Annotated in this window: 27 protein-coding genes; 11 read left to right on the top strand and 16 right to left on the bottom strand. The window is 35.4% G+C overall.

Going from position 1 to position 25,958, the window contains the following annotated elements:
* The first annotated feature begins 15 nt into the window (after nt 1–15).
* The 4 genes from ILYOP_RS13890 to ILYOP_RS13875 all read left to right on the top strand — a co-directional run bounded on the left by ILYOP_RS13890 (nt 16) and on the right by ILYOP_RS13875 (nt 4,891).
* Nucleotides 16–1,203: a sodium ion-translocating decarboxylase subunit beta gene (locus ILYOP_RS13890; RefSeq protein WP_013386760.1), complete on the top strand. Its 1,188-nt coding sequence runs from the start codon at nt 16–18 to the stop codon at nt 1,201–1,203.
* A gap of 82 nt (nt 1,204–1,285) precedes the next feature.
* Nucleotides 1,286–2,251 (top strand): biotin synthase BioB, encoded by a 966-nt coding sequence (gene bioB, locus ILYOP_RS13885; protein WP_013389131.1) that lies wholly within the window; start codon nt 1,286–1,288, stop codon nt 2,249–2,251.
* A 20-nt stretch (nt 2,252–2,271) separates the two neighbouring features.
* The gene (gene bioC / locus ILYOP_RS13880; RefSeq protein WP_013389130.1) at nt 2,272–3,051 is read left to right on the top strand and encodes a malonyl-ACP O-methyltransferase BioC; all 780 of its coding nucleotides are present in this window, start codon (nt 2,272–2,274) and stop codon (nt 3,049–3,051) included.
* A gap of 163 nt (nt 3,052–3,214) precedes the next feature.
* Nucleotides 3,215–4,891 (top strand): LytS/YhcK type 5TM receptor domain-containing protein, encoded by a 1,677-nt coding sequence (locus ILYOP_RS13875; RefSeq protein ID WP_013389129.1) that lies wholly within the window; start codon nt 3,215–3,217, stop codon nt 4,889–4,891.
* A 65-nt stretch (nt 4,892–4,956) separates the two neighbouring features.
* Here ILYOP_RS13875 and ILYOP_RS13870 read toward each other — a convergent pair whose 3' ends face one another.
* From ILYOP_RS13870 to ILYOP_RS13855, 4 genes are read right to left on the bottom strand one after another with little or no spacing between them, the layout of a single operon-like run.
* Nucleotides 4,957–5,478 (bottom strand): 2-oxoacid:acceptor oxidoreductase family protein, encoded by a 522-nt coding sequence (locus ILYOP_RS13870; RefSeq protein ID WP_013389128.1) that lies wholly within the window; start codon nt 5,476–5,478, stop codon nt 4,957–4,959.
* Nucleotides 5,479–5,481: 3 nt separating this feature from the next.
* Entirely contained in the window at nt 5,482–6,306 is an 825-nt protein-coding gene (locus tag ILYOP_RS13865) for a 2-oxoacid:ferredoxin oxidoreductase subunit beta (protein ID WP_013386547.1), read from the bottom strand.
* A gap of 2 nt (nt 6,307–6,308) precedes the next feature.
* Complete coding sequence (locus tag ILYOP_RS13860) at nt 6,309–7,442, bottom strand: 2-oxoacid:acceptor oxidoreductase subunit alpha (RefSeq protein WP_013386546.1); 1,134 nt, start codon at nt 7,440–7,442, stop codon at nt 6,309–6,311.
* Nucleotides 7,442–7,636 carry a 4Fe-4S dicluster domain-containing protein gene (locus tag ILYOP_RS13855; RefSeq protein WP_013387546.1) on the bottom strand — a complete coding sequence of 65 codons (195 nt, stop codon included), beginning with the start codon at nt 7,634–7,636 and terminating at the stop codon, nt 7,442–7,444. The genes ILYOP_RS13860 and ILYOP_RS13855 overlap by 1 nt, the downstream gene beginning before the upstream one ends.
* Nucleotides 7,637–8,140: 504 nt before the next feature.
* Here ILYOP_RS13855 and ILYOP_RS13850 point away from each other — a divergent pair.
* From ILYOP_RS13850 to ILYOP_RS13830, 5 genes are all read left to right on the top strand, one after another.
* A complete protein-coding gene (locus ILYOP_RS13850) occupies nt 8,141–8,896 on the top strand; it encodes a LytR/AlgR family response regulator transcription factor (RefSeq protein ID WP_013389127.1) in 756 nt (251 codons plus the stop codon).
* Between the two features lie 141 nt (nt 8,897–9,037).
* On the top strand, nt 9,038–10,018 hold the full coding sequence (locus ILYOP_RS13845; RefSeq protein WP_013389126.1) for a TAXI family TRAP transporter solute-binding subunit: 981 nt from the start codon (nt 9,038–9,040) through the stop codon (nt 10,016–10,018).
* Between the two features lie 82 nt (nt 10,019–10,100).
* Nucleotides 10,101–12,089, top strand: a complete 1,989-nt coding sequence (locus ILYOP_RS13840; RefSeq protein WP_013389125.1) for a TRAP transporter permease — start codon at nt 10,101–10,103, stop codon at nt 12,087–12,089.
* A 383-nt stretch (nt 12,090–12,472) separates the two neighbouring features.
* Nucleotides 12,473–13,453 carry a TAXI family TRAP transporter solute-binding subunit gene (locus ILYOP_RS13835; RefSeq protein WP_013389124.1) on the top strand — a complete coding sequence of 327 codons (981 nt, stop codon included), beginning with the start codon at nt 12,473–12,475 and terminating at the stop codon, nt 13,451–13,453.
* An 86-nt stretch (nt 13,454–13,539) separates the two neighbouring features.
* Complete coding sequence (locus tag ILYOP_RS13830; protein ID WP_013389123.1) at nt 13,540–15,531, top strand: TRAP transporter permease; 1,992 nt, start codon at nt 13,540–13,542, stop codon at nt 15,529–15,531.
* Between the two features lie 245 nt (nt 15,532–15,776).
* Here ILYOP_RS13830 and ILYOP_RS13825 read toward each other — a convergent pair whose 3' ends face one another.
* The 12 genes from ILYOP_RS13825 to ILYOP_RS13770 all read right to left on the bottom strand — a co-directional run bounded on the left by ILYOP_RS13825 (nt 15,777) and on the right by ILYOP_RS13770 (nt 24,489).
* Nucleotides 15,777–15,977 carry a hypothetical protein gene (locus tag ILYOP_RS13825; RefSeq protein ID WP_013389122.1) on the bottom strand — a complete coding sequence of 67 codons (201 nt, stop codon included), beginning with the start codon at nt 15,975–15,977 and terminating at the stop codon, nt 15,777–15,779.
* A gap of 16 nt (nt 15,978–15,993) precedes the next feature.
* Entirely contained in the window at nt 15,994–16,488 is a 495-nt protein-coding gene (locus tag ILYOP_RS13820; RefSeq protein WP_013389121.1) for a cyclic nucleotide-binding domain-containing protein, read from the bottom strand.
* A 63-nt stretch (nt 16,489–16,551) separates the two neighbouring features.
* Nucleotides 16,552–16,926: a VOC family protein gene (locus ILYOP_RS13815; protein WP_013389120.1), complete on the bottom strand. Its 375-nt coding sequence runs from the start codon at nt 16,924–16,926 to the stop codon at nt 16,552–16,554.
* 217 nt (nt 16,927–17,143) lie between these two features.
* Nucleotides 17,144–17,752 (bottom strand): bifunctional phosphoribosyl-AMP cyclohydrolase/phosphoribosyl-ATP diphosphatase HisIE, encoded by a 609-nt coding sequence (gene hisIE / locus ILYOP_RS13810; protein ID WP_013389119.1) that lies wholly within the window; start codon nt 17,750–17,752, stop codon nt 17,144–17,146.
* Nucleotides 17,753–17,768: 16 nt separating this feature from the next.
* A complete protein-coding gene (hisF, locus tag ILYOP_RS13805; RefSeq protein ID WP_013389118.1) occupies nt 17,769–18,527 on the bottom strand; it encodes an imidazole glycerol phosphate synthase subunit HisF in 759 nt (252 codons plus the stop codon).
* A 9-nt stretch (nt 18,528–18,536) separates the two neighbouring features.
* Nucleotides 18,537–19,235 (bottom strand): 1-(5-phosphoribosyl)-5-[(5-phosphoribosylamino)methylideneamino]imidazole-4-carboxamide isomerase, encoded by a 699-nt coding sequence (gene hisA, locus ILYOP_RS13800; protein WP_013389117.1) that lies wholly within the window; start codon nt 19,233–19,235, stop codon nt 18,537–18,539.
* The gene (hisH, locus tag ILYOP_RS13795; RefSeq protein WP_013389116.1) at nt 19,232–19,846 is read right to left on the bottom strand and encodes an imidazole glycerol phosphate synthase subunit HisH; all 615 of its coding nucleotides are present in this window, start codon (nt 19,844–19,846) and stop codon (nt 19,232–19,234) included. Before hisH ends, hisA begins: the two co-directional genes overlap by 4 nt.
* A 1-nt stretch (nt 19,847) precedes the next feature.
* Nucleotides 19,848–20,432, bottom strand: coding sequence for an imidazoleglycerol-phosphate dehydratase HisB (hisB, locus tag ILYOP_RS13790; protein ID WP_013389115.1), 585 nt, complete (start codon nt 20,430–20,432; stop codon nt 19,848–19,850).
* Nucleotides 20,433–20,434: 2 nt separating this feature from the next.
* Nucleotides 20,435–21,487 carry a histidinol-phosphate transaminase gene (gene hisC / locus ILYOP_RS13785; RefSeq protein WP_041921306.1) on the bottom strand — a complete coding sequence of 351 codons (1,053 nt, stop codon included), beginning with the start codon at nt 21,485–21,487 and terminating at the stop codon, nt 20,435–20,437.
* Nucleotides 21,487–22,770, bottom strand: a complete 1,284-nt coding sequence (gene hisD, locus ILYOP_RS13780) for a histidinol dehydrogenase (protein WP_013389113.1) — start codon at nt 22,768–22,770, stop codon at nt 21,487–21,489. Before hisD ends, hisC begins: the two co-directional genes overlap by 1 nt.
* Nucleotides 22,770–23,387 (bottom strand): ATP phosphoribosyltransferase, encoded by a 618-nt coding sequence (hisG, locus tag ILYOP_RS13775; protein WP_013389112.1) that lies wholly within the window; start codon nt 23,385–23,387, stop codon nt 22,770–22,772. The genes hisD and hisG overlap by 1 nt, the downstream gene beginning before the upstream one ends.
* A gap of 10 nt (nt 23,388–23,397) precedes the next feature.
* The gene (locus tag ILYOP_RS13770; RefSeq protein ID WP_013389111.1) at nt 23,398–24,489 is read right to left on the bottom strand and encodes an ATP phosphoribosyltransferase regulatory subunit; all 1,092 of its coding nucleotides are present in this window, start codon (nt 24,487–24,489) and stop codon (nt 23,398–23,400) included.
* A 420-nt stretch (nt 24,490–24,909) separates the two neighbouring features.
* Here ILYOP_RS13770 and ILYOP_RS13765 point away from each other — a divergent pair, with 420 nt between their 5' ends.
* A complete protein-coding gene (locus ILYOP_RS13765) occupies nt 24,910–25,482 on the top strand; it encodes a hypothetical protein (protein ID WP_041921305.1) in 573 nt (190 codons plus the stop codon).
* The gene (locus tag ILYOP_RS13760; RefSeq protein WP_148223732.1) at nt 25,479–25,946 is read left to right on the top strand and encodes a metallophosphoesterase; all 468 of its coding nucleotides are present in this window, start codon (nt 25,479–25,481) and stop codon (nt 25,944–25,946) included. Before ILYOP_RS13765 ends, ILYOP_RS13760 begins: the two co-directional genes overlap by 4 nt.
* Nucleotides 25,947–25,958 lie beyond the last annotated feature (12 nt).

Below are 25,958 nucleotides of genomic sequence, written 5' to 3'. Positions count from 1 at the left end.
AGGGGGACAATTGTTATGTTACAAGCTTTAATGGATTTTTATACTAGTACAGGTTTTTATGGTATAAATATAGGTTCCATCTTAATGATGATAGTTGCCTGTATTTTCCTTTACCTTGCTATAGTAAAAGGATTTGAGCCTCTATTATTGGTTCCTATCTCTTTCGGAATGCTTCTTACTAACCTTCCATTTGCAGGTATGATGGCAGAGCCTTTAATGGAAGTAAAAGAGCATATAACAGCTTCAGGAGCTGTGCAGTATGTAGTTCATACAGCAGAACCTGGAGGATTACTTTATTACTTATTCCAAGGAGATCACTTGGGAATATTCCCTCCATTAATCTTTATGGGTGTAGGGGCGATGACAGACTTTGGTCCGTTAATTGCAAATCCTAAATCACTTCTTCTTGGAGCAGCAGCTCAGTTTGGTATCTTCGTTACTTTCTTAGGAGCTATAGGTTCTGGACTGTTTACAGCTCAGGAAGCAGCTTCAATCGGAATTATCGGAGGAGCAGATGGACCTACTGCGATCTTCCTTTCTTCAAAACTGGCTCCGCACCTAATGGGACCAATAGCTGTAGCAGCTTATTCATATATGGCGCTTGTACCAATCATTCAGCCGCCTATCATGACAGCTCTTACAAGTGAAAAAGAGAGAAAGATAAAGATGTCTCAACTAAGAATGGTAACAAAGAAAGAGAAGGTAATCTTCCCTATCGTAGTTACTATCATAGTATCTCTAATAGTACCTCCAGCAGCAACTCTAATCGGAATGTTAATGCTTGGAAACCTATTCAGAGAATGTGGAGTAGTAGGAAGACTAGAAGATACAGCAAAGAATGCGCTTATCAACATTATCACAATCTTCCTAGGTGTAACAGTTGGAGCAACAGCAACAGCTGAAGCCTTCCTAAAAGTAGAAACTCTAGCTATCCTAGCACTAGGAGTAGTTGCCTTTGGAATAGGAACAGGATCAGGAGTACTTCTTGCTAAGCTTATGAATAAGATGAGCAAGACCCCTATAAATCCATTACTAGGATCTGCAGGAGTATCTGCAGTACCAATGGCAGCAAGGGTATCACAGGTAGTGGGACAGAAAGCTGACCCATCAAACTTCCTACTGATGCATGCAATGGGACCAAACGTTGCAGGAGTAATAGGATCTGCAGTATCTGCAGGTGTACTACTTTCATTATTTGGATAAAATTTACAGATTCCCTCAAATGCAGCTTTAAGGGCTCTTTTGAGGGAATTTTTTTAAACTGTGAAGGAGTCGTTGGGAACTTATGAATTTAAAGAGATTTATAAATGAAGATATAACAAAAGAGGAAGCCTTAGAGCTTTTTAAAGTAAAAGGATCCAAATTAAATGAGCTTTTTTCCGTTGCAAATGAAATAAGAGAAAAATATTGTGGAAACACCATTCATACCTGTACCATTTCCAATGCAAAATCAGGAGAATGTGAAGAAGACTGTAAATTTTGTGCCCAGTCGGCTCACTATAATACCAACCTTACAACCTATGATTTGAAAGAAAAAGACACTCTCATGTCTGAATATAAAAGAGCAGAACAGCTTGGAAGCAGTAAATTTGGACTGGTAACAAGTGGAAGAAGTATAAAAAAAGGATCTGAAGAATTTGACAGTATAAAAGATTTTGTAAGAGATGCTAAAGAAGAAAACATAAATACAAATATCTGCTGTTCTATAGGTCTCCTTGATGAAAATGAACTAAAAGAACTGAAAGATACTGGTGTAACTAGGTTTCATAGCAACATGCAGACTTCTATAAGTGCTTACAACAAAATAGTGGCAACAACACATAAGATAGATGACAGACTAGAAACTATAAAAGCTGCTAAGAAAATAGGTATGGAAGTATGCAGTGGCGGTATAATCGGCATGGGTGAGACCTGGGAGGACAGGATAGACATGGCCTTTACACTAAAAGAGTTGGAGGTAGACGGGATACCTATAAATATTTTGAATCCTATAGAGGGGACGCCTTTAGGAGACAGAGAACACCTTTCTATGGATGAAATACTCAAAACTATAGCTGTTTACAGGATAATATTCAAAGATAAAGTTATTAAAATAGGCGCAGGAAGAGAAGGAATCTTAAAAGACTTTATGGGGATGGCTTTTATGAGTGGTGCTAATGGGATGCTCGTAGGAGGTTATCTTACAGTTAAGGGAAGAACTGCTGAAGAAGATTTTGCATTCATTGAAAATATAAAAAAAATGTGGTCATAATTTAGAAAAGGGGAATACCTATGATTGATAAGAAAAAAGTGAATCGAAATTTTTCCAAAGGTGCTAAAACCTATGACGAATACGCTTTAATCCAAAGACACATGGCTGATAAATTAGGCATATTTATTGAAGATTCAGAAGAAGTTTTTAATATACTTGAGATAGGATGCGGAACAGGTATATTTTCAGAAAAAATACTGAATAAATTTCCTAATTCAAACATAGATTTTTTAGACATATCTCATGATATGATAAAAAATGTCAAGGATAAAATAGGTTCTAAAGAAAATTTGAATTTTATAGTGGAGGATATTGAAAAATATCAACCTCAAAAAAAATATGATCTTATTTTCTCCAATGCTACATTTCAGTGGATACAAAATAAAAAGGGGCTGTTTGATCATTTAGACTCTTTTCTCAAACCTGGTGGGCTCATTTTATTTTCAACCTTTGGTAAGGATACATACTTTGAGCTAAGGGAAAGTCTTAAGTCCATTGATCCAGACTTGGAATATTCGCAAAACTTCATATCCCTTGAAGATCTAAAAAAAGTTTTGGATGACAAATACAAGATACTTGCTGCTGAAGAGGAAAGGATAAAGGAAAATTATCACTGCGTGATGGATTTTTTAAAAATGATAAAGGGTATAGGTGCCAATAGTGCTTTGTCCAATAGTAAACCTTTTACCCGGGACAAATTTAACAGGCTAGAAGATGAGTATAGGAAAAATTACTGTTCTGGAGACAGTATAGAGGTTACTAATCACCTGATATACATGATCTTAGGTAAGAATTATTAAATATAAAAATATCAACCTTCCTAATTATTAAAAGGTTAATTAGGAAGGTTTTTTTATCGGGGAGACCTAAAAAAGCATTTATACGAATATTATGATATAATTAGGCTATAGAGTAATATATTGAGTAATTGCAATTGATGTTAATTTTTGAAAGGGGTCTAAAATGGAGCTGGATTTAATAACTTTGCTTGGAAATAAATTAGGGATTTTATTTATATTTGCCTTTGTATTATCGAGATTAAAACCCTTTAGAAGTTTAGTTGCCAAAAAAAATATCAATTTATCTGATAAAATATTATTGTCAATTGTTTTTGGAATTTTTGGTATAGTGGGAACGTATTTTAGTTTTGAATATTATGGCGGACTTATAAATACACGGATTATAGGTGTGGCTACAGGTGGACTTATAGGGGGTCCCTTCGTAGGTCTGTTATCTGGTGTGATTGCTGGTGTACACAGAGGTCTTATAAAAAGTGGGGAGTTTACAGGTCTTGCCTGTGCTGTATCTACTATATTTGAAGGTCTTATGGCAGGTGTGATGGGTGTTTTTATACGTAACAGAAACAATAAATGGGTCTATGCAGCACTGACTGGAACAATAGCAGAACTAATGAGAAAAGTCTCTGTTCTTTTGATTTCTAAACCCTTTGAAAAAGCTCTGGAATTTGTCAGTAATGTCTGGCTGCCTATGATAATCATTAATTCAGTTGGACTGGCACTTTTGTTTATGATAATTGAAAATATATTTAAAGAACAGGAAAAAATGATAGCCTATCAATCAAATCTCACTCTTAAAACAGTTGATAAAGCTTTACCGTTTTTAAAAAATGGTTTATGTTCTGACAATGTAAAAAAGGTATCTGAAGTCATATACGAAATGACTGAATTTGATATAGTTAGGATAATGGAGTCTGGAGTTTTAGTAGCTCATACTGGTTTTGGAATAAAAGATGAGATCAAAGAAGAACTTACTAATATCGCTTATGTAACTGAGAGTGGTAAACCTCTTGTTGTTGATGTATACATAGATATAAAAAACGAGAAAAAAACACCATATACTCTTCTTATGTTGCCTCTAAAAGAAAATGGAAAAGTTATTGGAATTCTTGAATTATATAAAAAGTTATCTAGGTCTATGAGTTCTGTAGATTTAGAAATTGGAAATGGATTAGCCAAATTATTTTCAACTCAATTGACTCTAACCAAGCTTGAAAATGATTCGAAATTATTGGAGCAATCAGAATTAAAAATTCTTCAGGCACAGATAAATCCTCATTTTTTATTTAATTCTCTCACAGTGATAGGATCTCTGTGTAGAATTGATGTCGAAAAATCCAGAAATTTAATAATACATTTGAGTGACTTTTACAGAAGATCCCTTAATTTAAGAAAAGATATGGTTGATCTTCAGACTGAAATTAATCACGTAAAATCATATGTATATATAGAAATGGCTAGATTTGAAGAAAAGCTTAAAGTGATTTATGATGTGCCTGAAAATTTAAATTGTTTTCTGCCACCTTTGACGCTCCAACCGATTGTAGAAAATGCAATTAAACATGGTATACTTCCTAAAAAAAATGGCGGGATAGTTAAAGTGTTTGGGCATAAAAATTCTAATGTTGTAAATTTAGAAATTTCTGATGATGGCGTGGGAATCGATAAAAATAAATTAGATGACTTATTATATGGAGATTTAAACACAGGGGACTCGGTTGGGTTTAAAAATGTAGATATGAGATTAAAGGGTATTTTTGGAGAAGAATATGGTCTCCAGGTATTTAGTGAAAAAGATAAAGGTACTACAGTATCTTTAAGTATTCCAGTGGCAGAAGAGTAATTAATAAGATAGAAAAAAGGACTTTTTAAAGTCCTTTTTTCTTTGGATTCAAAGTAATATAAGATTTATAATTTAACTAAATCAATACCAGACTGGAATGCCTTTTTATTTAATTCTTTTACATGGGCAGGAACTCTTCCAAGGATAGTCTCTTCTAGAACATCTCTGTCTACAATATTTGTAGCTGCCTGTATGGCACCTAGAGATACAATGTTTGCAACTATTGAGTTTCCTACTTTTTCCTTAGCTGTTTCAAGAATAGGAAGTTTTACTACATTTAAACCTTCTGGAGTCTTAACACTTGAATCGATTACTATGATACAATTTTCTTTGTTTCCACTTGAATATGTATCAAAAGATTTCTGAGTCAGTGAAAGAAATATATCAGAATGATTTACCTTCGGGTAAAGAATCTCAGTATCACTTATGATTACCTCTGACTTACTGGCTCCTCCTCTTGCCTCAGGACCGTAAGATTGTGACTGAACAGCTACTTTACCCTGATGTAAGGCAGCTTCTGCAAGGATGATACCTGCCAAAATAAGACCCTGTCCACCTGAACCGCTTAATCTGATTTCCTTTGCCATTTCTTACACCCCTCTTACTTTATCTATGATTTTTTGATATTCTTCTGTGTACTCAGGTCTCTGCTCATTTTTGAATTCTCCGATAACAAGCTTTCCTTCTACTTTTTCCTTTGGAAGTTTTGCAACAGCAGCCACAGGAACAGTGTTGTCTCTCATATACTTAAGCATAGCTGCAGGATTTCCCTTGAATCCTTTGTTTTTTCTTCCGTAACTTGTAGGACAAGTACTTACTGCCTCTACAAGAGAGAATCCTTTGTGGTTGATGGCATTTTCAAATAATTTTACAAGAGCATCAAAGTGATATGCAGTACCTCTTGCAACATAACTAGCTCCGGCACCGTCTACAAGCTTTACTATATCAAAGTTCGGATCGATATTTCCAGTTGGAGTCGTAGTAGCATAATCACCAACAGGAGTAGTAGGAGAGAATTGACCTCCTGTCATTCCGTAGATGTTGTTGTTAAAAATAATTGCTGCGATGTCGATGTTTCTTCTTGCAGCATGGATTAAGTGGTTACCTCCGATTGCAGTGAAGTCACCGTCTCCTCCTAGTGCGATTACTTTCATACCAGGTTTTGCCATCTTTATCCCTGTAGCAAATGCAAGAGATCTTCCGTGAGTAGTATGTAAAGTGTTGAAGTCTAAATATCCAGGAGCTCTAGATGAACATCCTATTCCAGATACTACACATACGTCGTCTTTATTTAGACCTATATTTTCTATGGCGTTAACCAGTGCGTGCATTACTATACCGTGAGCACATCCAGGACACCAGATGTGAGGTAATTTATCTTCTCTATAATAGCTTTTATTTTTACAAGTATCCATTATTACATTACCTCCCCAAATTTTTCAACTATTTCAGCAGGGCTTATGAACTCTCCGTTACCTTTACCCATTAATTTTACAGGACAGCTTCCGTTGGCAATACGCTCAACCTCAAGTACCATCTGTCCAAGGTTCATCTCAGCCACAAGAATTCCTTTTGATTTTTGAGCTAATTCTCTGATTCTATCCTCAGGGAAAGGCCAGATTGTAATGGCTCTGAATAGTCCTGCTTTTATACCTTTTTCTCTAAGGTCCATAACCGCCTGCTTTGAAGATCTGGCTGTACTTCCATAAGAGAATATAACATATTCAGCATCTTCCATCATGTACTCTTCATACTGAATAATGTCATCTTTATTTTTTTCAACTTTATCCATTAATCTTGTCATTAACTTATCTGCTACTTTTGTACTGTTTGTAGGGAAACCTGTCTCGTCATGCACAAGACCTGTGATATGGTATCTGTGTCCCTCCCCAAATGAAGACATTTTAGGAACAAGTTCGTCTCCTGAAACTCCGTAAGGAAGATAAGAAGCATCGTCTTTTGCAGGCTTCGCTCTGTCTACTATTTCCTCAATAAGAGTCGTGTCTAAAACCACTTTTTCTCTCATATGTCCAACAACCTCATCTAGCATGAAAAGAACAGGCATTCTATATTTTTCAGCAAGGTTGAAGGCTCTAGCAGTAAGAGAATAGCACTCTTGCACTGTAGATGGTGAAAGAGCAATTACAGGATGGTCACCGTGAGTTCCCCATTTAGCCTGCATCATATCTCCTTGAGATGGTGATGTAGGAAGACCTGTACTTGGCCCGTTTCTCTGAACGTTTACTACAACTAAAGGAATCTCGGCGATTACTGCATATCCTAGGTTTTCCATTTTAAGTGAGAATCCAGGTCCGCTTGTTGCAGTCATAGACTTTGATCCTGCAATTGATCCACCGATTGCAGCAGCTATACCGGCAATCTCATCTTCCATCTGAATAAATTTTCCTTCAACTTTAGGAAGCATTTCAGCAGATTTTTCCATAACTTCAGTTGACGGTGTGATAGGATATCCTGCAAAAAATTTCATTCCAGCAGCGATTGCACCTTCAACACACGCTTCGTTTCCTTGCATAAACTTAATTTTGCTCATTATCCATTCCTCCTAATACCGATAGCATAATCAGGACATAGTTTACCACACATATTACACTGTATGCATGCACTGATATTTTTAACATTGACTTTTCCATCTTTCATGTCTAAGACGTCCTTTGGACAGAATTCAACACAGATTTCACAGCCCTTACACAACCCTTTTTTTACAACAAGTACTTTTTCTTCCACACTGGCCTCCTTGCTAAAGTAATTTTTATGATTAGATTTATTGATTTACATATAAATGGTAATAAAGTTTAAAGACAGGTAGATTTGTAAATTGAGATAATAAAGTTTTGAAATTAATTCAATTTATTTAGTCTTAAACAATATTTATATTATAATTGTAATATATAAAAATTTATTAGAACATAGTTTACTGTTTTGTTGCATTAATTTTTAATTTAGTGCATTATTTTCAAATAAAGTGTAAAATAAGTTTAAAGTTACAATGAAACTGCTTTTTTTAGATCTAGAAAAGAGTTGTATATTGAAAAACTTTATAAAAAATCTATAAAGATTAACAAAAGTTCTTATTAATAAAGTATAATATATTGTATAAATGATTTGTTTTTGAAAATATTTCTAGTAAATACAGTTGATATAATAAAAATATCCTTAATATGTAAGAACATCTGAAATCAGGCAGGGTTCTTAGATACTTGTTTAAGCTACAATTTAGGAGGAGGTAAAATGATTAGAATTTTTATCGTAGATGACGAAAAATATATCAGAAATGAGATCAGATATTTTTTAGAAAAATATAATGATGTCGAAATATGTGGTGAGAGTGGAGACGGTGACGAAGCTCTAGAAAAGATAGAGGAACTAAAACCAGACTGTGTATTTATGGATATAAACCTGCAAAACAATAGTGGGATGTTGATTGCTAGAAAAATATCTGAAAATAAAAATCATCCGTTGATTGTTTTTGCAACTGCATATGATCATTATGCTGTGCAGGGGTTTGAAGTGAACGCGGCAGATTATATACTAAAGCCTTTTTCAGAAGACAGAATAAAGCTTACCATTGATAGGGTCAGAGATAAAATAATAAATAAGAATCTTAATAATGGAGAAAAAGATAAGAATACTGAAAGTGAAAGTAATACTTCTCTTGAAAAATTGTGTATTCAAAAGAATAATAAGTTAGTGTTAATAGATGTAAATAAGATAATCTTTATTAAATCAGAAAAAAATGTAATTTTGGTACATACTTTAAATTCTGCTTATGAATGCAGTCATTCTTTAAAGGAATTGGAGACTAGATTAAGAGAAGATAAGTTTATGAGAATACATAAGAGTACGATAATAAATATAGATTATATAGATGAAATTATACCCTGGTTTAATTATACATATAAAATAGAAGTAAAAGGCTTGAAAGATTGTGATATACAAGTTAGCAGAAATTATTTAAAAAAATTCAAGAATTTTTTTGGAATTTAATACAGGACTTAGTCCTGTATTTTATTTTGCGATAATGTATTTTAATTTCTAAGAATGTATGATAAATAAAAGATATTCTTATTTCGGAAATAATATACTAAAATCCTATTAGTTAGAAAAATTAGATTGGGAGGGTTTTTAATGAGAAATAAAAGTTCTGTATTAGTTGGATTTGTTCTTTTTATGTTAATGGTAATGACTGGATGTAGCGGTGAGAAAGAGGATGGTGCACAAGGTAAAAAAGCTGAAAATGTTTTTGTAACTATTGCAACTGGTGGAAGTTCAGGGGCTTATTTTGCTCTTGGAGGAGCTATATCAAATCAGCTTAATCAGAAAGTTGAAGGAATCAACTCATCTGTACAATCTACAGGAGCTTCTGCAGTAAATGCAACTTTATTGGGAACTGAAAAAGTTGAACTTGCCTTTGCTATGAATGACGTAGTTAGTTATGCATATACAGGAACAGAAGTATTTAAAGAAAAGGGGAAGGTAGAAACCTTAAGAGGTATAGCTGCTTTGTATCCAAACTTTGTTCAACTAATAACAGTAGAAAAGACTGGAATTAAAGAAGTTTCAGACTTAAAAGGAAAAAGAGTTGGAGTCGGTGCTCCAGGAAGTGGAACAGAGGTTAATGCACGTCAAATATTGAAGGCTCATGGAATCACTTATGACGATATCAAAGCGGATTATCTGTCATATGCAGAGGCAATAGAGCAGATGAAAAACGGAGCTGTAGATGCAGCATTCCTTACTTCAGGTCTTCCAAATTCTACTATAATGGACTTATCAACAACTCAAGATGTAAAGATTATACCTATAAGAAAGGAATCAGTTGAAAAACTTGCAGAAGAATATCCTTTCTATGCATCAGAAGTTATCCCAGCAGGAACTTATGACAATGAAGAAGATGTAGAGACGGCAGCAGTACAGACTCTTCTTGTAACAAGAGCAGATCTAAGTGATGACTTAGTATACAACATAACAAAGACTATATTTGAAAATTTAGATGCATTAAAAGAAACACACTCAGCAGCAAACAGCATACAGCTTGAAGCAGTTAGAAAAGGGATGCCTATACCACTTCATCCTGGGGCAGAAAAATATTTTAACGAGCATAAATAGGAAGCTTATTTAAGGGGCATTGTAAAATGACCCTTAAATATATTTGTTTGTTTTATAGAAATTTGGAGGTGTAAAATTTAAAATGAAAAACGATGAAGTAAAGGAAGAAAAAATAATTGACTGTACGGATTATTCTTGTGATATCAAGCCTGAAATAGCTGATGAAAATTTACTTGAAAAATTTGATACAGAGGCTAGATTTAGAAAATTTGGTAGAGAGACCACTTCTGGTAAGATTGTATTTTTAGTGGCGGTAGCTTTGTCTATTTTCCACCTCTATACCGCTTGGAGTGGCCCATTAGTTACTCTTGTACACAGATCTGTACACGTTTCTGTAATAATGTCCTTAGTTTATCTTCTTTATCCGGCCAGTAAAAAATCCTCAAGAGAAAAGCCCTCTATACTGGATTGGGTTTTTTCCGGATTGTCCCTGAGTCTCGCAGGATATATTGTTTTAAATTATAATAGTTTGGTTATGAGAGCAGGTATGCCAAATAACCTTGATATAGCCTTTGGAATTATGGCTATAATATTAGTGCTTGAAGCTGGAAGAAGAATAACAGGAAAAGAGATCGCTATTCTTGCTAGTATATTCTTACTTTATGCATTTTTTGGATCAAAACTTCCCAATCTAATAGCACACAGAGGATATGGAATAAGAGATATAGCTGATTATATGTACCTTTCAACAGAGGGAATATACGGAATTGCTATAGGGGTTTCTTCTACTTATATATTTCTTTTTGTACTCTTTGGATCGTTTTTACAAAAGTCAGGGATGGGACAATTTTTTAACGACCTTTCCATGGCTCTCGCAGGATCAGGAAAGGGAGGACCTGCAAAGGTTGCAGTAATTTCAAGCGGATTTTTAGGGTCAATAAATGGTAGTGCCATTGCAAATGTTGTTACAACAGGGGCATTTACAATACCACTTATGAAAAAAATAGGATATGACAAGGAATTTGCCGGTGCAGTAGAGGCGGCAGCTTCTTGCGGTGGACAGATACTACCTCCTGTTATGGGTGCAACTGCATTTATAATGGCAGAGTATCTCGGAGTGAAATATATCAAGATAGCAACTGCAGCAATAATTCCTGCACTTTTATACTACATGGGAGTAATAGTAATAATTCATTTAAGAGCCTGTAAAAAAGGGCTAAATGGTATGCCAAAAGATCAGCTTCCTAAAACCAGCCTGGTGATGAAAGAGAAAGGACATCTATTATTGCCGTTATTTGGACTCCTTTATTTCTTAATAAGTGGTAAAACACCAATTTATGCAGCTTTTTGGTCTATTATATTTACCATAATTGCCAGCTCTCTTAGAAAAGAGACTAGAATGAGTTTCAAGGATATAATAGACTGCCTTGAAGATGGATCTCGTACAGCACTTGGAGTTGCCATGTCTTGTGCAGTAGTTGGACTTATAATAGGTGTAGCTACTCAGACAGGTTTTGGACTAAAATTAGCAGGGGCAATTTTATTCTTAGGGAAAGGAAAATTACTATTAACTTTGATGCTCACAATGGTAGCTTGTATAGTTCTAGGAATGGGTCTACCATCAATACCGGCTTACATAATTACAGCTACAATGGCTGCTCCGGCACTTGCTAAAATGGGAGTACCACATCTTGTATCTCATATGTTTGTATTTTACTTTGGTATGCTAGCTAACCTCACTCCACCTGTTGCATTGGCAGCCTTTGCAGGGGCAGGTATAGCAGGGGGAAGTCCTTCAAAAACAGGATTTGAGGCAGTGAAACTTGCTCTTGCAGGATTTATAGTACCATATGTTTTTGTTTACTCACCTTCACTACTTCTTATTGACACAACAATTACCAAGACTATACTGGTAGTTGCTACAGCCGCTCTGGGAGTTTTGGCTATGGGAGCATCAGTAGAGGGATATCTCAATAAAAATCTGAATATGGGCGAGAGAATGGCAATGTTTGCAGCTTCACTCATGTTGATTATACCTGGAATATATACTGATATTGCAGGAGTAATAATATTTGGAACACTATTTGTATTGAGTAAAATTAGTTTAGCTAAGGCAGTTTCCGAGGCATAAAAACTCTCTTCCCCTATACTTTGCGGTATAGGGGATTTTTTTATTTATAAAATTTTTTAACTGCGACTTATTTTCCTCACTTTGATTGGGATTTGCGGTGATATTTTATTTTACAAGTAGATTAAAAAATGTTATTATACACTGAATGAATTTAAAACTTAAAAAGCATTGATTGAATTTATTTTGTGTTTTTAAATTATAAAACTATCCAAAACGTTAAAATAAGACTTGTGTATAAAAACGGGAATTTTTTAGGTGAAATAAGATAAAATGTTTTAATATAAAAGGAATTTAATGTTTGACTTAGTACAATATATTTGTAGTTTTTTGTTATTTTAGTGTTTTAATACAATTTTAATAAAATACAAATGGGGGGATATTTAATGAAAAAGAAAGGTAGTATTTTAGCAGTACTAGTTTTAGTTGTGCTAGGGTTATTTACAGGTTGTTCAGGAAAAAAAGAAGAGGCTGGAGGAGAAAAATCAGCCGGACCTGCCTTTGTAACTATTGCAACAGGTGGAAGTTCAGGGGCTTATTTTGCTCTTGGAGGAGCTATATCAAATCAGCTTAATCAGAAGATAGAAGGAGTTAACTCTTCAGTACAATCTACAGGAGCTTCTGCGGTAAATGCAACTTTATTGGGAACTGAAAAAGTTGAGCTTGCCTTTGCTATGAATGATGTAGTTAGCTATGCATATACAGGAACAGAAGTATTTAAAGAAAAGGGTAAGGTAGAAAACCTAAGAGGTATAGCTGCTTTGTATCCAAATTTTGTTCAACTAATAACAGTAGAAAAGACTGGAATTAAAGAAGTTTCAGACTTAAAAGGAAAAAGAGTTGGAGTCGGTGCTCCAGGAAGTGGAACAGAGGTTAATGCACGTCAAATCCTAAAAGCTTACGGAATCACTTATGATGATATCAAGGCGGATTATCTGTCATATGCAGAGGCAGTAGAGCAGATGAAAAACGGAGCTGTAGATGCAGCATTCCTTACTTCAGGTCTTCCAAATTCTACTATAATGGATTTATCAACAACTCAAGATGTAAAGATTATACCTATAAGAAAGGCGACTGTTGAAAAGCTTGCAGAAGAATATCCTTTCTATGCATCAGAAGTTATCCCAGCAGGAACTTATGACAATGAAGAGGATGTAGAGACAGCAGCAGTACAGACTCTTCTTGTAACAAGAGCAGATCTAAGTGATGACTTAGTATACAACATAACAAAGACTATATTTGAAAATTTAGATGCATTAAAAGAAACACACTCAGCAGCAAACAGCATACAGCTTGAAGCAGTTAGAAAAGGGATGCCTATACCACTTCATCCTGGGGCAGAAAAATATTTTAACGAGCATAAATAAAATTTCTAGTTAAAGGGCATTGTATAATGCCCTTTAACAACGCATATATATATATAAATGACTAATTTTGGAGGTGTGAATTTTATATGCAGGATAAAAAACTTCTAGATGATGAAGAAATAATTAATTGTTCCGAGTCAACGTGTGATGTAGAACCTGAAGTTGCCGATGAGGAGCTACTTGAAAAATTTGATACAGAGGCTAGATTTAGAAAATTTGGAAGAGAAACCACACCTGGTAAAATTGTATTTATAATGGCAGTGGCTTTATCAATCTTTCATCTGTACACAGCATGGAGAGGTCCACTGGTTACTCTAATGCACAGAGCGGTACATACATCAGTTATAATGTCTTTGATTTTTATTCTTTATCCATTTACAAAAAAATCTCCTAAAAATAAGCCGACAATATTGGACTGGAGCTTTTCGGCTCTTTCCCTGAGTCTCGGAGCCTATATTGTTATTAATTACAATGCATTGGTAATGAGGGCAGGGATGCCAAATGACATTGACATCGCCTTTGGTATTATGGCAATACTTTTGGTACTTGAAGCGGCCAGAAGAATAACCGGAAAAGAGATAACAATTCTCGCCACAATTTTTCTTTTATATGCATTTTTGGGACCGAGACTTCCTGGTCTTATTGCACATAGAGGATACGGCATAAGGGATATTGCAGATTACATGTATCTTTCTACAGAGGGGATATATGGTATAGCTATAGGGGTTTCCTCTACTTATATTTTCCTTTTTGTTTTATTTGGTGCCTTTCTTCAAAAATCAGGAATGGGACAGTTTTTCAATGATCTTTCCATGGCCCTTGCTGGTTCTGGAAAAGGGGGACCTGCAAAAGTCGCAGTAATCTCGAGTGGATTCTTAGGGTCAATAAATGGTAGTGCTATAGCCAACGTTGTAACTACCGGGGCCTTCACCATACCACTTATGAAAAAAATAGGTTATGATAAAGAATTTTCAGGGGGAGTAGAGGCTGCAGCTTCTTGCGGTGGACAGATATTACCTCCTGTTATGGGAGCAACTGCTTTTATCATGGCAGAGTATCTGGGAGTTAAGTATATAACCATAGCAAAATCAGCTGTAATTCCAGCACTTTTATATTATCTAGGGGTAATAGTAATAATACACCTGAGAGCATGTAAAAGAGGACTTAATGGCCTGCCAAAGGATCAGCTTCCTAAGGCTGGGGTAGTTTTAAAGGAAAAAGGACACCTCTTGCTTCCGCTATTTGGTCTGCTTTATTTTCTTTTGAGTGGTAAGACACCTATTTATGCTGCATTTTGGTCTATACTTCTTACTATAGTTGCCAGCGCACTTAAGAAAGAGACTAGAATGAGTTTTGGAGACATAATCGATTCTCTAGAAAGTGGAGCACGTACTGCTCTTGGAGTTGCTATGTCCTGTGCAGTAGTTGGACTTATAATAGGTGTAGCGACGCAGACAGGATTTGGTCTGAAACTTGCAGGGGCCATCCTGTTTTTGGGAAAAGGGAAATTGTTTTTGACTTTGGTACTGACAATGGTAGCCTGTATAGTTCTAGGAATGGGTCTACCATCAATACCGGCTTATATAATAACAGCTACAATGGCTGCTCCGGCACTTTATAAAATGGGAGTTCCGCACCTTGTATCCCATATGTTTGTATTCTATTTTGGGATGCTGGCCAATCTCACTCCGCCTGTTGCATTGGCAGCCTTTGCAGGGGCAGGTATAGCAGGTGGAAGTCCTTCAAAAACTGGATTTGAGGCGGTAAAACTTGCTCTGGCAGGATTTATAGTACCATATGTTTTTGTCTATTCTCCATCACTACTGTTAGTGGATACTACTCTTGTAAAGACTATATTGGTAGTGATAACTGCATCTATAGGGGTAATGGCATTAGGCGCCGCAGTAGAGGGGTATCTCAATAAAGACCTGAATTTTTTAGAAAGGATTCTGCTACTTACAGCAGCTTTGCTTCTCATAAAACCAGGTTTATATTCAGATTTGACAGGAGTGTCTCTGTTTGTTGCGATCTTTATGATCAGCAGGATAAAATTAAATAAAGAGGCCTCGAAGGCTTAAAAAAAAGAGTCTCCTTTACTATTAGTATAGGGGACTCTTTTTTAGTATTTGAATAAAAATATATTTTAAATTATTATTATCCAGAATTTCTATGGCCTTTGATTATTTTCGTTAAAAGTTTTTAAATAGTCAGAATCCAATAATTAGAGAAAGTAAGTCTTTTACTCTGAATTTATGTTTTTATAATTTATCATTAACTTTAAAATCAATATATAAAGTATTAGAAGTAAAATCAGTTTAAAGGGTTAATTATTTCCCTTTATGATATCCTTTAAAAGATCATTTATATAACTGTACAGAAAAGCGATCACATCTTTTTCATCAAATCTTTTCATAATCTCTTTTTCGATATTTTTTATATCGTCGGAATTATTCAAATCAAAATTATTTTTTAGAATATATTTTATGAGTTCCTTTATTCTGGCGTCATCTATGAATATTTTCATAAAGTCTTTCTCCTTTCTAATAGGGGTGTTTGTTTTTATCTATATATTGAAGTAAAAGATTATCTGTTTTTGCAAGTCTTTTTGACACCTCTTTTGCAATATTAAGTACTAGCAGACAAAAAAGCTCTTTATCTGTTTCGAAAATTTCTAAAAATACTTTTTTAGGAAGGACTATAAATTCTGTATTTCCCTTTGAAACGGCTGTTACCTCATGGGTTTGTATACCTATTATAGAGGCTTCCCCTATACAGTTGCCCTCTCCTAACTCAAAAAGCTGGTATGGTGTGTAGTTGACGTACTCTATCAGCTTTACCCGTCCTCTCATTATTATATATATGTGTGAAGGTGGGCTTCCTTGAGAAAATATAAGTTCAGAGTCCTCATATTCTACCTTTTTAAGACTAGGGACGAGTTTACACAATTTGGAATTGGATATCCCAGTAAAAATGGATATTTTTTTGAGTATAGGGGCTATTTCTTCCACGTTTAATATGGCCTCATAGTTTTTCATAACTTCCCCCCTGTTCATCTAGTTATTTTCTTCTATTTCATGGGCTATTCTCTGACTTATATCCTACATTGTTGCATCTTTATCGTCTTCCCATAAGCCGAATATATTATTTTCTGTATCACAGAAAATTGCAAAATAGCCCCAGTTAACAACAGGTGACTTAGGCTGAAGGATTTTTCCACCGAGAGCGACTATTTTAGGGCAACATTCATTGATAGAAGAAACCCCTATAAAATTAGTTATCTGTTCTTCAGGAGTTTCTCTTTTCATTATTCCACCGCCGACTCCTATAGTTCCATCAGCATCAGTGGTTTCTATGAAATAATATTGAAGATCACCTGGAACCTTTTCAATTTTCCATCCAAACAACTCTTGATAAAATTTTTTTGCTCGTTGTATGTCCTCAGCAGGAATTTGAAAATGAGTAATAGTAGCCATGACAACCTCCTTTAATATTAAGTTCTTATAATAGTTTTTAGCTTTCTCTGGGAAAATTCCTCTTATAAAAATATTATTCTTTGTTTCAAAACCTCTTCTGAAATCTATCAGATATATTTAAAATTTGAAAAACTATTTTTTAATTTGTACTTTTAGGTAGTTAGTTTCACAAAAAATAAAAAACCACCAGAATAAATCTGGCAGTTTATTTGAAATTTTATTTCATTCTTCCTGTAAGCTGTGTTGTTATTTCGTCTAATTCTACCCCACGTTCGTTCAAAAGTACCAGCAGGTGATAGATAAGGTCACTTGCTTCATAAACAAGTTCAGATCTGTCAGGATTTTTAGCGGCGATAATTACTTCAGCGCTTTCTTCTCCTACCTTTTTAAGGATCTTGTCCACTCCCTCTGTATAGAGGTAAGTAGTGTAAGAACCCTCTACAGGGTTGGCCTTTCTGTCTTTCAGTATATCATCAAGAGCTCCTAGAATCTCTCCAAGGCTCATATTTTTTTCTTCAGTTACCCTGTTGAAAAAACATGACTTTTCCCCAGTGTGACATGCAGGGCCTTTTTGGTCGACTTTTATAAGAAGAGTATCTCCGTCGCAGTCGTAGGAAAGTTCCTTTACTGTCTGGGTATTACCAGAGGTAGCTCCTTTATTCCAGAGTTCTTTTCTGCTTCTAGAATAAAACCATGTCTGTTTTGTTTCGATGGTTTTTTTATAGCTTTCTTCGTTCATATATGCCAGCATCAATACCTGTCCGCTTGTACTGTCTTGTATTATTGCAGGTATCAGTCCTTTTTCATCAAATTTGATATTATCCATTTTTATTCCCCCAAATTTATATTCTGATTTCGATTCCCTGTTCTTTCAAGTATTTCTTGAGATCAGGTATTTTTACCTCTCCAAAGTGGAAAATAGAGGCTGCAAGACCTGCATCTATTTTTGGAAGTTTTTCAAAAAGTATCTTGAAATCCTCCATTTTTCCAGCTCCTCCTGAGGCAATTACAGGGACGTCTACAACATCTCCCACAGCCTTTAGAAGTTCTAAGTCGAATCCGCCTTTTACCCCGTCGGTGTCTATACTGTTTACCACTACTTCTCCAGCTCCGAGACTGCATCCATATTTTATCCATTCTATGGCTTCTAGATCAGTTTCCTTTCTTCCACCGTTTAAAAAAACTTTGAAGATTCCATTTACTCTTTTTATATCTACAGATAGGACTACACATTGATTACCGTACTTTAGTGCAGCTTCTCTTATAAGCTCAGGATTTTTTATAGCTCCTGAGTTCACACTTACTTTGTCCGCCCCGGCTTTTAAAACCCTGTCAAAGTCCTGCAAAGTATTTATACCCCCTCCCACTGTAAGCGGTATAAATACTTCATTTGCCACCTGCTCTACGATATCACTGAAAAGCTCTCTTCCTTCATTGGTGGCAGTTATATCATAAAAAACCAGTTCGTCGGCTCCCATCTCGTTGTACATTTCGGCAAGGTTTACAGGATTATCAATATCTCTGACTCCTTCAAAGTTGACCCCCTTAACCACCTGACCATTTCTTACATCTAAACACGGGATAATTCTCTTGGTTATCATAATTACCTCCTAAAGCACTTCTTCAAGTTTTATCTTACCTAAATATATAGCTTTTCCAACTATAGCTCCGTAAATATCGGCTTTTCTCAAGACCGCTATATCTTCAGGAGCACTTACTCCTCCAGAGGCTATTACATCTACCCCAAGTTTATTTATTTTCACATAGGCATCAAAGTTTGGTCCGGCCATCATCCCGTCTTTTGATATATCTGTATAGATTATTGTTTTTACCCCTATTTCTTTTAGGGATTTACAAAGATCAAATGCATCGATGCTGCTTTCTTCAAGCCATCCTTTTGTAGCGGCCTTTCCATTTTTTTCATCTACAGATACAGCTATCTTCTCTTTATATTTTTCAACAAGGACTTTCAGCAAATCTGGATTTTCAATTGCTGCTGTTCCCAAAATTATTCTGTCTATTCCCATGTTTAAAAGCATTTCAGCAGTTTCAAGGGTTCTTATTCCTCCTCCTAGCTGAAGTTTTACATTTACCACTTCTCTTATTTTTTTTATTACATCAAGATTTTTATTTTCCCCATCTTTTGCACCATCTAAGTCTACAAGGTGTATCCACTCTGCACCTTTTTCTTCAAAACCCTTTGCAACTTCCCATGGTTTGTCTGAAAAAACGTCAACTCTGTTGAAGTCCCCCTTGCTCAGTCTCACTGCCTTTCCGTCTTTTAGATCTATTGCCGGAAAAATTATCATTTCACCATCTCCCCAAATGCTTTTAATAGTTTTAATCCTGTACTGCTACTTTTTTCAGGGTGGAACTGCATCCCCATTATATTTCCGTGTCCCACTACCCCTGGAACCTCTATACCATACTCGCTAGACGCCAGTAAGTCTTCACTTTTCCCGCTAGCATAATAGCTGTGTACATAATATACAAATTCATCCTCTCCTAGATACTTAAAAAGTTGAGAATCTTTTTTTACATTTAATCTATTCCATCCCATATGGGGTATTTTCAAATCCTCAGATATACGGGATTTAAAAGATATAACTTCTCCTTTTAGTAGCCCAAGACCTTCATATTCTCCGTCTTCAAAACTTTTTTCATATAGCAGCTGCATACCCAGACAGATTCCGAGCAATGGCTTACCCTCAGCCACACAATCTTTTATGAGGGGAACCAGACCCGTATCTTCGAGACTTTTTATGGCATCTCTAAATGCACCCACCCCAGGAAGAAGTATTCCATCGGCTTTTTTTATTATCTCAGGATCGGCAGTCAAAATATTTTCGATATTAAGTTTATTTAAGGCACTCATAACAGAGTGAATATTTCCCACACCGTAATCTATAATTGCGATCATATTATATCACTCCTTTTGTAGAAGGGATCTCCCCTATAGTTCTGCTATCTATAGTCACAGCCTGATCCAAAGCTCGGGCTACACCTTTAAATATACTCTCTATTATATGATGAGTATTCTCCCCGTGAATAAGCTTTATATGAAGTGTTATCCCGGCATTTCTTACAAAACCCCAAAAAAATTCCTTTACCATCTCACTCTCCATATCTCCCACTCTTTTATCAGGGATAGGATCCATATAAAGATAGGACCTTCCACTTATGTCCACTGCACTTAGAGTCAGGGTTTCATCCATAGGAAGATAAAAACTTCCATATCTTTTTATTCCCTTCATATCCCCGAGAGCATCTTTAAAAGCCTTACCTAGTGCGATTCCTGCATCTTCTACCGAGTGATGGCAGTCGATATAGGTGTCTCCCTTTACTTTTAGCTTTATATCAAATAAACCGTGTCTTGTAAAAAGCTCCATCATATGATCAAAAAAACCCACACCTGTTGAGATGTCGTATTTTCCAGTTCCGTCAAGATTTAACTCGAGCTCTATATTGGTTTCTTTTGTGTTTCTCATTACCTGACCTGTTCTCACACTTACACCCCCATAATCTGATCTATGTTTTTTATCAGCTTTTCCATCTCTTCCTTTGTTCCTATGGAAATTCTGAGATAGCTATTTATAAGAGGTTTTTTAAAGTATCTTACAAGAACCTTTCTAGATTTTAGTTCCGCATATATATTTTCAGCATTTTCTACCTTTGCAAATATAAAGTTTGCTGTAGATGGAAGTACCTCTATACCTCTCTTTTCAAGTTCTGCCACTGTCCATTCTCTGTTTTTTATTATCTCACTGCATGTATATTCAAAATATTCTCTGTCCTTTATAGCTGCTTCTCCTGCAGCCTGAGCAAGTCTGTCTAGGGGATAAGAGTTAAAGGAATCTTTTACCCTAACAAGGCCCTCTATAAGTTCTGTATCTCCTATGGCAAATCCTACTCTCATACCGGCAAGAGATCTTGATTTTGAAAAAGTCTGGACAATAAGAAGATTTTTGTATTTGCCTATAAGTTCTACTGCCGACTTTCCGCCGAAATCAACATAGGCTTCATCTACAACTACAAGGTTGTCTGGATTCTTTATAAGTATCTCTTCTATAGTAGATAATTCAACCTCTATACCTGTAGGAGCATTTGGATTTGGGAATATAATGTTTCCGTCTAGTCCTAAGTAGTCTTCTGTTTCCATTTGGAATTTATAGTTTAAAGAGATAGGCTGATAGTCTATCTCATAAAGACCGCAGTATACAGGATAAAAGCTGTATGTGATATTTGGAAAATAAAGTTTTTTATCTTTGAAAAAGGCCATGAATACATGGGCTAAAACCTCATCAGATCCATTTCCCACAAAGACATTTTCAGACTCTATCTTATAGAAATCTCCGATGGCATCTTTTAATTTAGTGCTTTCAGGATCGGGATATTTTTTCAGCTGAGATCCGATGGCATCTTGTATACTCTCTAAAACCTTAGGAGAGGGCGGAAATGGATTTTCGTTTGTATTTAATTTTACTATATCAGTTTCATTGAGCTGTTCTCCAGGTACATAGGGAGTCAGACTCTTGGTAATATTACTCCAAAACTTCATGATTACTCCTCCTCAAATCTTATTCTGATAGAATTGCTGTGAGCTGTGAGTCCCTCACTGTCTGATATTTCAAGTACAGTATCTTTTACCCCTCTCAAGGCTTCCTTAGAATAGTAAATTACCGAGGTCTTTTTTATGAAATCATCCACCGATAAAGGAGATGAAAATTTTGAAGTACCGTTTGTAGGAAGGGTGTGATTTGGACCTGCATAGTAGTCTCCTAAAGGTTCAGGACTGTTTTCACCCACAAATATAGCCCCTGCATTTTTAATGGAATTTATGTATAAAAAAGGCTCAGCAACCATTAGTTCTAAATGTTCTGTGGCGATGTCGTTTGCCATATCGATAGCCTCATCTAGATCCTTTGTTATTATGATTCTTCCATAATTTTCTAAAGATTTTTCTGCTATCTCTTTTTTAGCAAGTTTAGCTAACTGTACGTCCACCTCTTTAGATACTGCCTCTGCCAGTTTTTCACTAGGAGTCACAAGTATAGATGAAGCAAGCTCGTCGTGTTCTGCTTGAGAGAGTAGATCAGCAGCGATATATCTTGGATTAGCTGTATCGTCTGCTATTATTAGTATCTCACTAGGTCCTGCTATCATGTCGATATCTACCATTCCATAGACCTGTTTTTTAGCAAGGGCAACGTAGATATTTCCCGGACCTGTGATCTTGTATACCTTTGGTACTGTTTCAGTTCCATAAGCTAGAGCAGCAACTCCCTGGGCTCCCCCTATTTTGAAGATCCTGTCAACTCCAGCTATTTTTGCAGCCACAAGGATATTATCCATTATCTCTCCCGACTTTCCAGGGGGAGTTATCATTGTGAGTTCTTTTACTCCTGCCACCTTTGCCGGGATGGCATTCATAAGTACAGTTGAAGGATATGGAGACTTTCCTCCAGGGACATAGATTCCCACCTTCTCTATAGGGTTTATAAGCTGACCGGTGATTTTTCCCTTTAATGAGTTATCCATAAATGAATTTCTCTTTTGTTTTTCATGGAATGTCCTTATGCTGTTTCCAGCTTCTGTGAGGGCGTTTTTAAGAGATTCAGGAGTTCTTTCCCATGCTATGTCTATCTCTTCTTTTGTGACTTCCATATTTTCTAATTCTGCCCCGTCAAACTTTGCAGTATACCCAAGTACCGCTTTGTCTCCGTTTTCCTTTACATTTTTGACGATCTTTTCTACAGTGACATTGATATCTTTGTAGTCGAGATCACCCCTTGAGAGTATTTCAGCCTTTATGGCATCATACTCTGAACTTCTGAGTATTTTCATTAAAGCTCCCCCTTCATATCCCCTAGTACTTTTTCTATAGTTTCATTTTTAAATTTATAATTTACCTTATTTACTATTACCCTTGCACTTATATCTTCTAATTTTTCTACTATCTCTAGATTATTTTCTTTTAATGTGGCACCGGTTTCTACGATATCTACAATTGCGTCAGAAAGTCCTACAATCGGAGCTAGTTCTACTGACCCGTTTAATTTTATAAGCTCAACTTTTCTTTCTATTTTTTCAAAATGTTTTCTTGAATAGTTGATATATTTTGTGGCTATTTTTAGAGTTCTGTTAGTACTCTTCCATCCCTTTGGAGCCGCTATGGCAAAATAACATTTTCCAAAACCTAGATCGAGCATGTCATAAACATCTGCTTCACTTTCTAGGAGAACATCTACCCCGGCAACACCTATGTCTGCTATACCTTTTTCAACGTATACAGGCACATCACTTGGTTTTACCCAGAAATATCTTACCTTGTTTTCCTCACTTGTGAATACAAGTTTCCTGTTTTCCTCTTCTAGTTCTTTACATGAATAACCTATTTTTTTTAAAAGTTCATATGACTTTTTTCCCAATCTGCCCTTAGGCAGAGCTATATTGATATACATAAATTCCCCCCTAGAAATACTGAATAATTGAATATTTTTCTTTTAGCTCTTCAGGAGACTCACTCTTATCTTCTGACAGCACTCTTACTGTTTTACCGTGTTTTCTCATCTCTCTGGCCTTTTCCATGGCTTCGAATCCGCTTTCGATATCTGAGTAAAGAAACAGATAATCGATCTTTGTACCTTCTCTTTTTATAGAATCAAAATAATTGTCTATCTCCACACAAAATCCTAAGGCAGAGGCGTCTTTTCCAAATCTTTTCACAAGGGTATCGTATCTTCCGCCACTTAATATAGGCTTTCTGATTTCAGATATATAACCTTTGAAGATCAGTCCGTTGTAATAATCAAGAGCTACACTTATTGAAAAATCAACCTTTATCCTGTCTTGAGGATATTTTTTGTTGAGTGCCTTTAAAATCATTTCAAGGTCCTCTAATATTTTCTTTTGTTTCTCAGTTACTGCCATCTCATAGAGAGTATCTTTTTCCTTTTCAAAATTTCCGAAGAAAAGATTTAGCTTGGTTACCTGAGATATTTTCTTCTGGTCAACGCCTAATTTATTCAGGTAGCTTTCCAGATCGCTGCTCCTTCTATATAAATAATCTAATATCTGGTTTCTTATTTCTTGGTCTTCTGATATGGAGTTGACCATCTCTTTGATGAACTCAGTGTGTGAGATACACAAGAGATAGTTTTCATCAAGTTTTTCTAAGGTCTGTACAGCAAGGTCTAAAACCTCTACATCTGAAAGGATGTTTTCTCCTCCTAGATATTCTATCCCCACCTGTTTTCTTTCACCAAAGCCAAGACCTTTTTTATCTGTACGGAATACGCTGTCATTATAGTAAAATTTTCCTCTGTTTGCCTGAGTATCAGAGAAATACTTTACCACCGGCAGCGTCATATCAGGTCTTAATACATAGAGATCACCCTTGGGATTGATTATTTTTAATAAATTCCCTTCTCGGATAATATCCTTGTTTTCAAAATATGTCTCGTACCTTTCAAAGGCATTAAGCCTTATTTTATCATATCCATATGATTCAAAGACCTTTTCAAGGTCCATTACGAATTCTTCTTCTTTTCTGTAGTTTTTCATATTCCCCCCCTAAAAAAAATACCCGGATACACTATGGCATCCGGGTACTCTTAAAAAAATTCTTAGTTTCAAGAAATGTTTCATCATCATCCCAGATACAGAACCTAGTTTTTTGTTGCACGAAACAGGTCTGTATCATAAAAGATTACAAACCTTGTCAGCAGTGATGATGGTGATGGAAAGCTATAAAAGTCTTTCTCAGCATTTCTTTTCCTCCTAAGATATTATTAATAAGTTTTGTGTATTATAGCACCCTTGAATGATATTGTAAACCAATTTTTTGACAGAAAACTTAATTCATACCTGTTTTTTAATATGCTTTTCTTTGGAGGATGGAGGATTTAAGCTTGTATAAGTAGGTTACATAGTTCTTTGTAAATATTCGAATCAGTGATTTATATAAAAAAGTGAGGTGACAAAATGCCAAAGTTTATATTTGGATTGATCTCTTTATTAACAGTTAATTTTTTCATGTATTTTTATGTGATTTTAAAGATAGCTTTATTTTTCCATGTCAAAAACAAAAGTTTTCTTTTTATACTCGCTTTTTTTACATCTATTATGATCATACCAGCAACTATTTTGATAGGTAAAAATAACAATCTTTTAACCCAGTGGTTATATAGGGCATCTGGAATTTTGATGGGTGTCTTTTTTCTTTCTTTTGTATCTCTTATATCCTTTAGAATATTAAGCATAATTTTTAAAATTCCTCTTAAAAATATGGAATTAGCAGCTTTTGGAATGGCCTTTATACTGATTATTTATTCTCTTCACAATGCAAGAAATATATCTGTAGAAACTGTAAAAATAGATGACTTTGGGAAGGAGATAAAGATTGTCCAGATAAGTGACCTCCACCTTTCGTCAGAATCTTCCAAGGGACTTCCTGCAATAACAGAGAAGATAAACCTTATGAACCCTGATATAGTCTTGATAACCGGCGATATGGTCTCACAGGATACACCTATAACAGAAAATTTGAGCCACTGAAGGAACTAAATGCAAAATCATACTTTGTAACTGGAAATCACGAATACTATATTGATGCTGATAAAATTTCAGAAATTATTGAAAATTCCAGAGTGAAGGTACTGAGAGATGAGGTGGATATTTTTCATGGGGTTCAGATTGTAGGGTTGAAATATAGACGTGATAAGAATAGGGCTATAGAAGTATTATCAGACTTAGAATTTTCCCATGACAAACCTGTTATTCTTATGAACCATATCCCTCTTGACCATGGTGATAAAAGGATAAAATTAACTGTGAGTGGGCATACTCATTACGGTCAGATAGTTCCATTCAACCTTTTGGTGAGACTTACAACCAAATATATAAAAGGTTTGTATAAAGTAGACAATAACTATATATATGTGTCTCCAGGAACAGGAACATGGGGTCCACCAATGAGGCTAGGGTCTAAAAATGAGATAACTTTTTATGATTTGAGATAAAAGTTATAGAAA

It is taken from the genome of Ilyobacter polytropus DSM 2926 (assembly GCF_000165505.1).
GTDB lineage: Bacteria > Fusobacteriota > Fusobacteriia > Fusobacteriales > Fusobacteriaceae > Ilyobacter > Ilyobacter polytropus.
This window is presented reverse-complemented; position numbering and strand designations above follow the sequence as displayed.

Bases quoted from the DNA above. Each gene is read 5' to 3' on its own strand.
- ILYOP_RS13890 (WP_013386760.1), top strand. From the start codon at position 16: ATGTTACAAGCTTTAATGGATTTTTATACTAGTACAGGTTTTTATGGT.
- bioB (WP_013389131.1), top strand. From the start codon at position 1,286: ATGAATTTAAAGAGATTTATAAATGAAGATATAACAAAAGAGGAAGCC.
- bioC (WP_013389130.1), top strand. From the start codon at position 2,272: ATGATTGATAAGAAAAAAGTGAATCGAAATTTTTCCAAAGGTGCTAAA.
- ILYOP_RS13875 (WP_013389129.1), top strand. From the start codon at position 3,215: ATGGAGCTGGATTTAATAACTTTGCTTGGAAATAAATTAGGGATTTTA.
- ILYOP_RS13870 (WP_013389128.1), bottom strand. From the start codon at position 5,478: ATGGCAAAGGAAATCAGATTAAGCGGTTCAGGTGGACAGGGTCTTATT.
- ILYOP_RS13865 (WP_013386547.1), bottom strand. From the start codon at position 6,306: ATGGATACTTGTAAAAATAAAAGCTATTATAGAGAAGATAAATTACCT.
- ILYOP_RS13860 (WP_013386546.1), bottom strand. From the start codon at position 7,442: ATGAGCAAAATTAAGTTTATGCAAGGAAACGAAGCGTGTGTTGAAGGT.
- ILYOP_RS13850 (WP_013389127.1), top strand. From the start codon at position 8,141: ATGATTAGAATTTTTATCGTAGATGACGAAAAATATATCAGAAATGAG.
- ILYOP_RS13845 (WP_013389126.1), top strand. From the start codon at position 9,038: ATGAGAAATAAAAGTTCTGTATTAGTTGGATTTGTTCTTTTTATGTTA.
- ILYOP_RS13840 (WP_013389125.1), top strand. From the start codon at position 10,101: ATGAAAAACGATGAAGTAAAGGAAGAAAAAATAATTGACTGTACGGAT.
- ILYOP_RS13835 (WP_013389124.1), top strand. From the start codon at position 12,473: ATGAAAAAGAAAGGTAGTATTTTAGCAGTACTAGTTTTAGTTGTGCTA.
- ILYOP_RS13830 (WP_013389123.1), top strand. From the start codon at position 13,540: ATGCAGGATAAAAAACTTCTAGATGATGAAGAAATAATTAATTGTTCC.
- ILYOP_RS13825 (WP_013389122.1), bottom strand. From the start codon at position 15,977: ATGAAAATATTCATAGATGACGCCAGAATAAAGGAACTCATAAAATAT.
- ILYOP_RS13820 (WP_013389121.1), bottom strand. From the start codon at position 16,488: ATGAAAAACTATGAGGCCATATTAAACGTGGAAGAAATAGCCCCTATA.
- ILYOP_RS13815 (WP_013389120.1), bottom strand. From the start codon at position 16,926: ATGGCTACTATTACTCATTTTCAAATTCCTGCTGAGGACATACAACGA.
- hisIE (WP_013389119.1), bottom strand. From the start codon at position 17,752: ATGGATAATATCAAATTTGATGAAAAAGGACTGATACCTGCAATAATA.
- hisF (WP_013389118.1), bottom strand. From the start codon at position 18,527: ATGATAACCAAGAGAATTATCCCGTGTTTAGATGTAAGAAATGGTCAG.
- hisA (WP_013389117.1), bottom strand. From the start codon at position 19,235: ATGATAATTTTTCCGGCAATAGATCTAAAAGACGGAAAGGCAGTGAGA.
- hisH (WP_013389116.1), bottom strand. From the start codon at position 19,846: ATGATCGCAATTATAGATTACGGTGTGGGAAATATTCACTCTGTTATG.
- hisD (WP_013389113.1), bottom strand. From the start codon at position 22,770: ATGAAAATACTCAGAAGTTCAGAGTATGATGCCATAAAGGCTGAAATA.
- hisG (WP_013389112.1), bottom strand. From the start codon at position 23,387: ATGTATATCAATATAGCTCTGCCTAAGGGCAGATTGGGAAAAAAGTCA.
- ILYOP_RS13770 (WP_013389111.1), bottom strand. From the start codon at position 24,489: ATGAAAAACTACAGAAAAGAAGAAGAATTCGTAATGGACCTTGAAAAG.
- ILYOP_RS13765 (WP_041921305.1), top strand. From the start codon at position 24,910: ATGCCAAAGTTTATATTTGGATTGATCTCTTTATTAACAGTTAATTTT.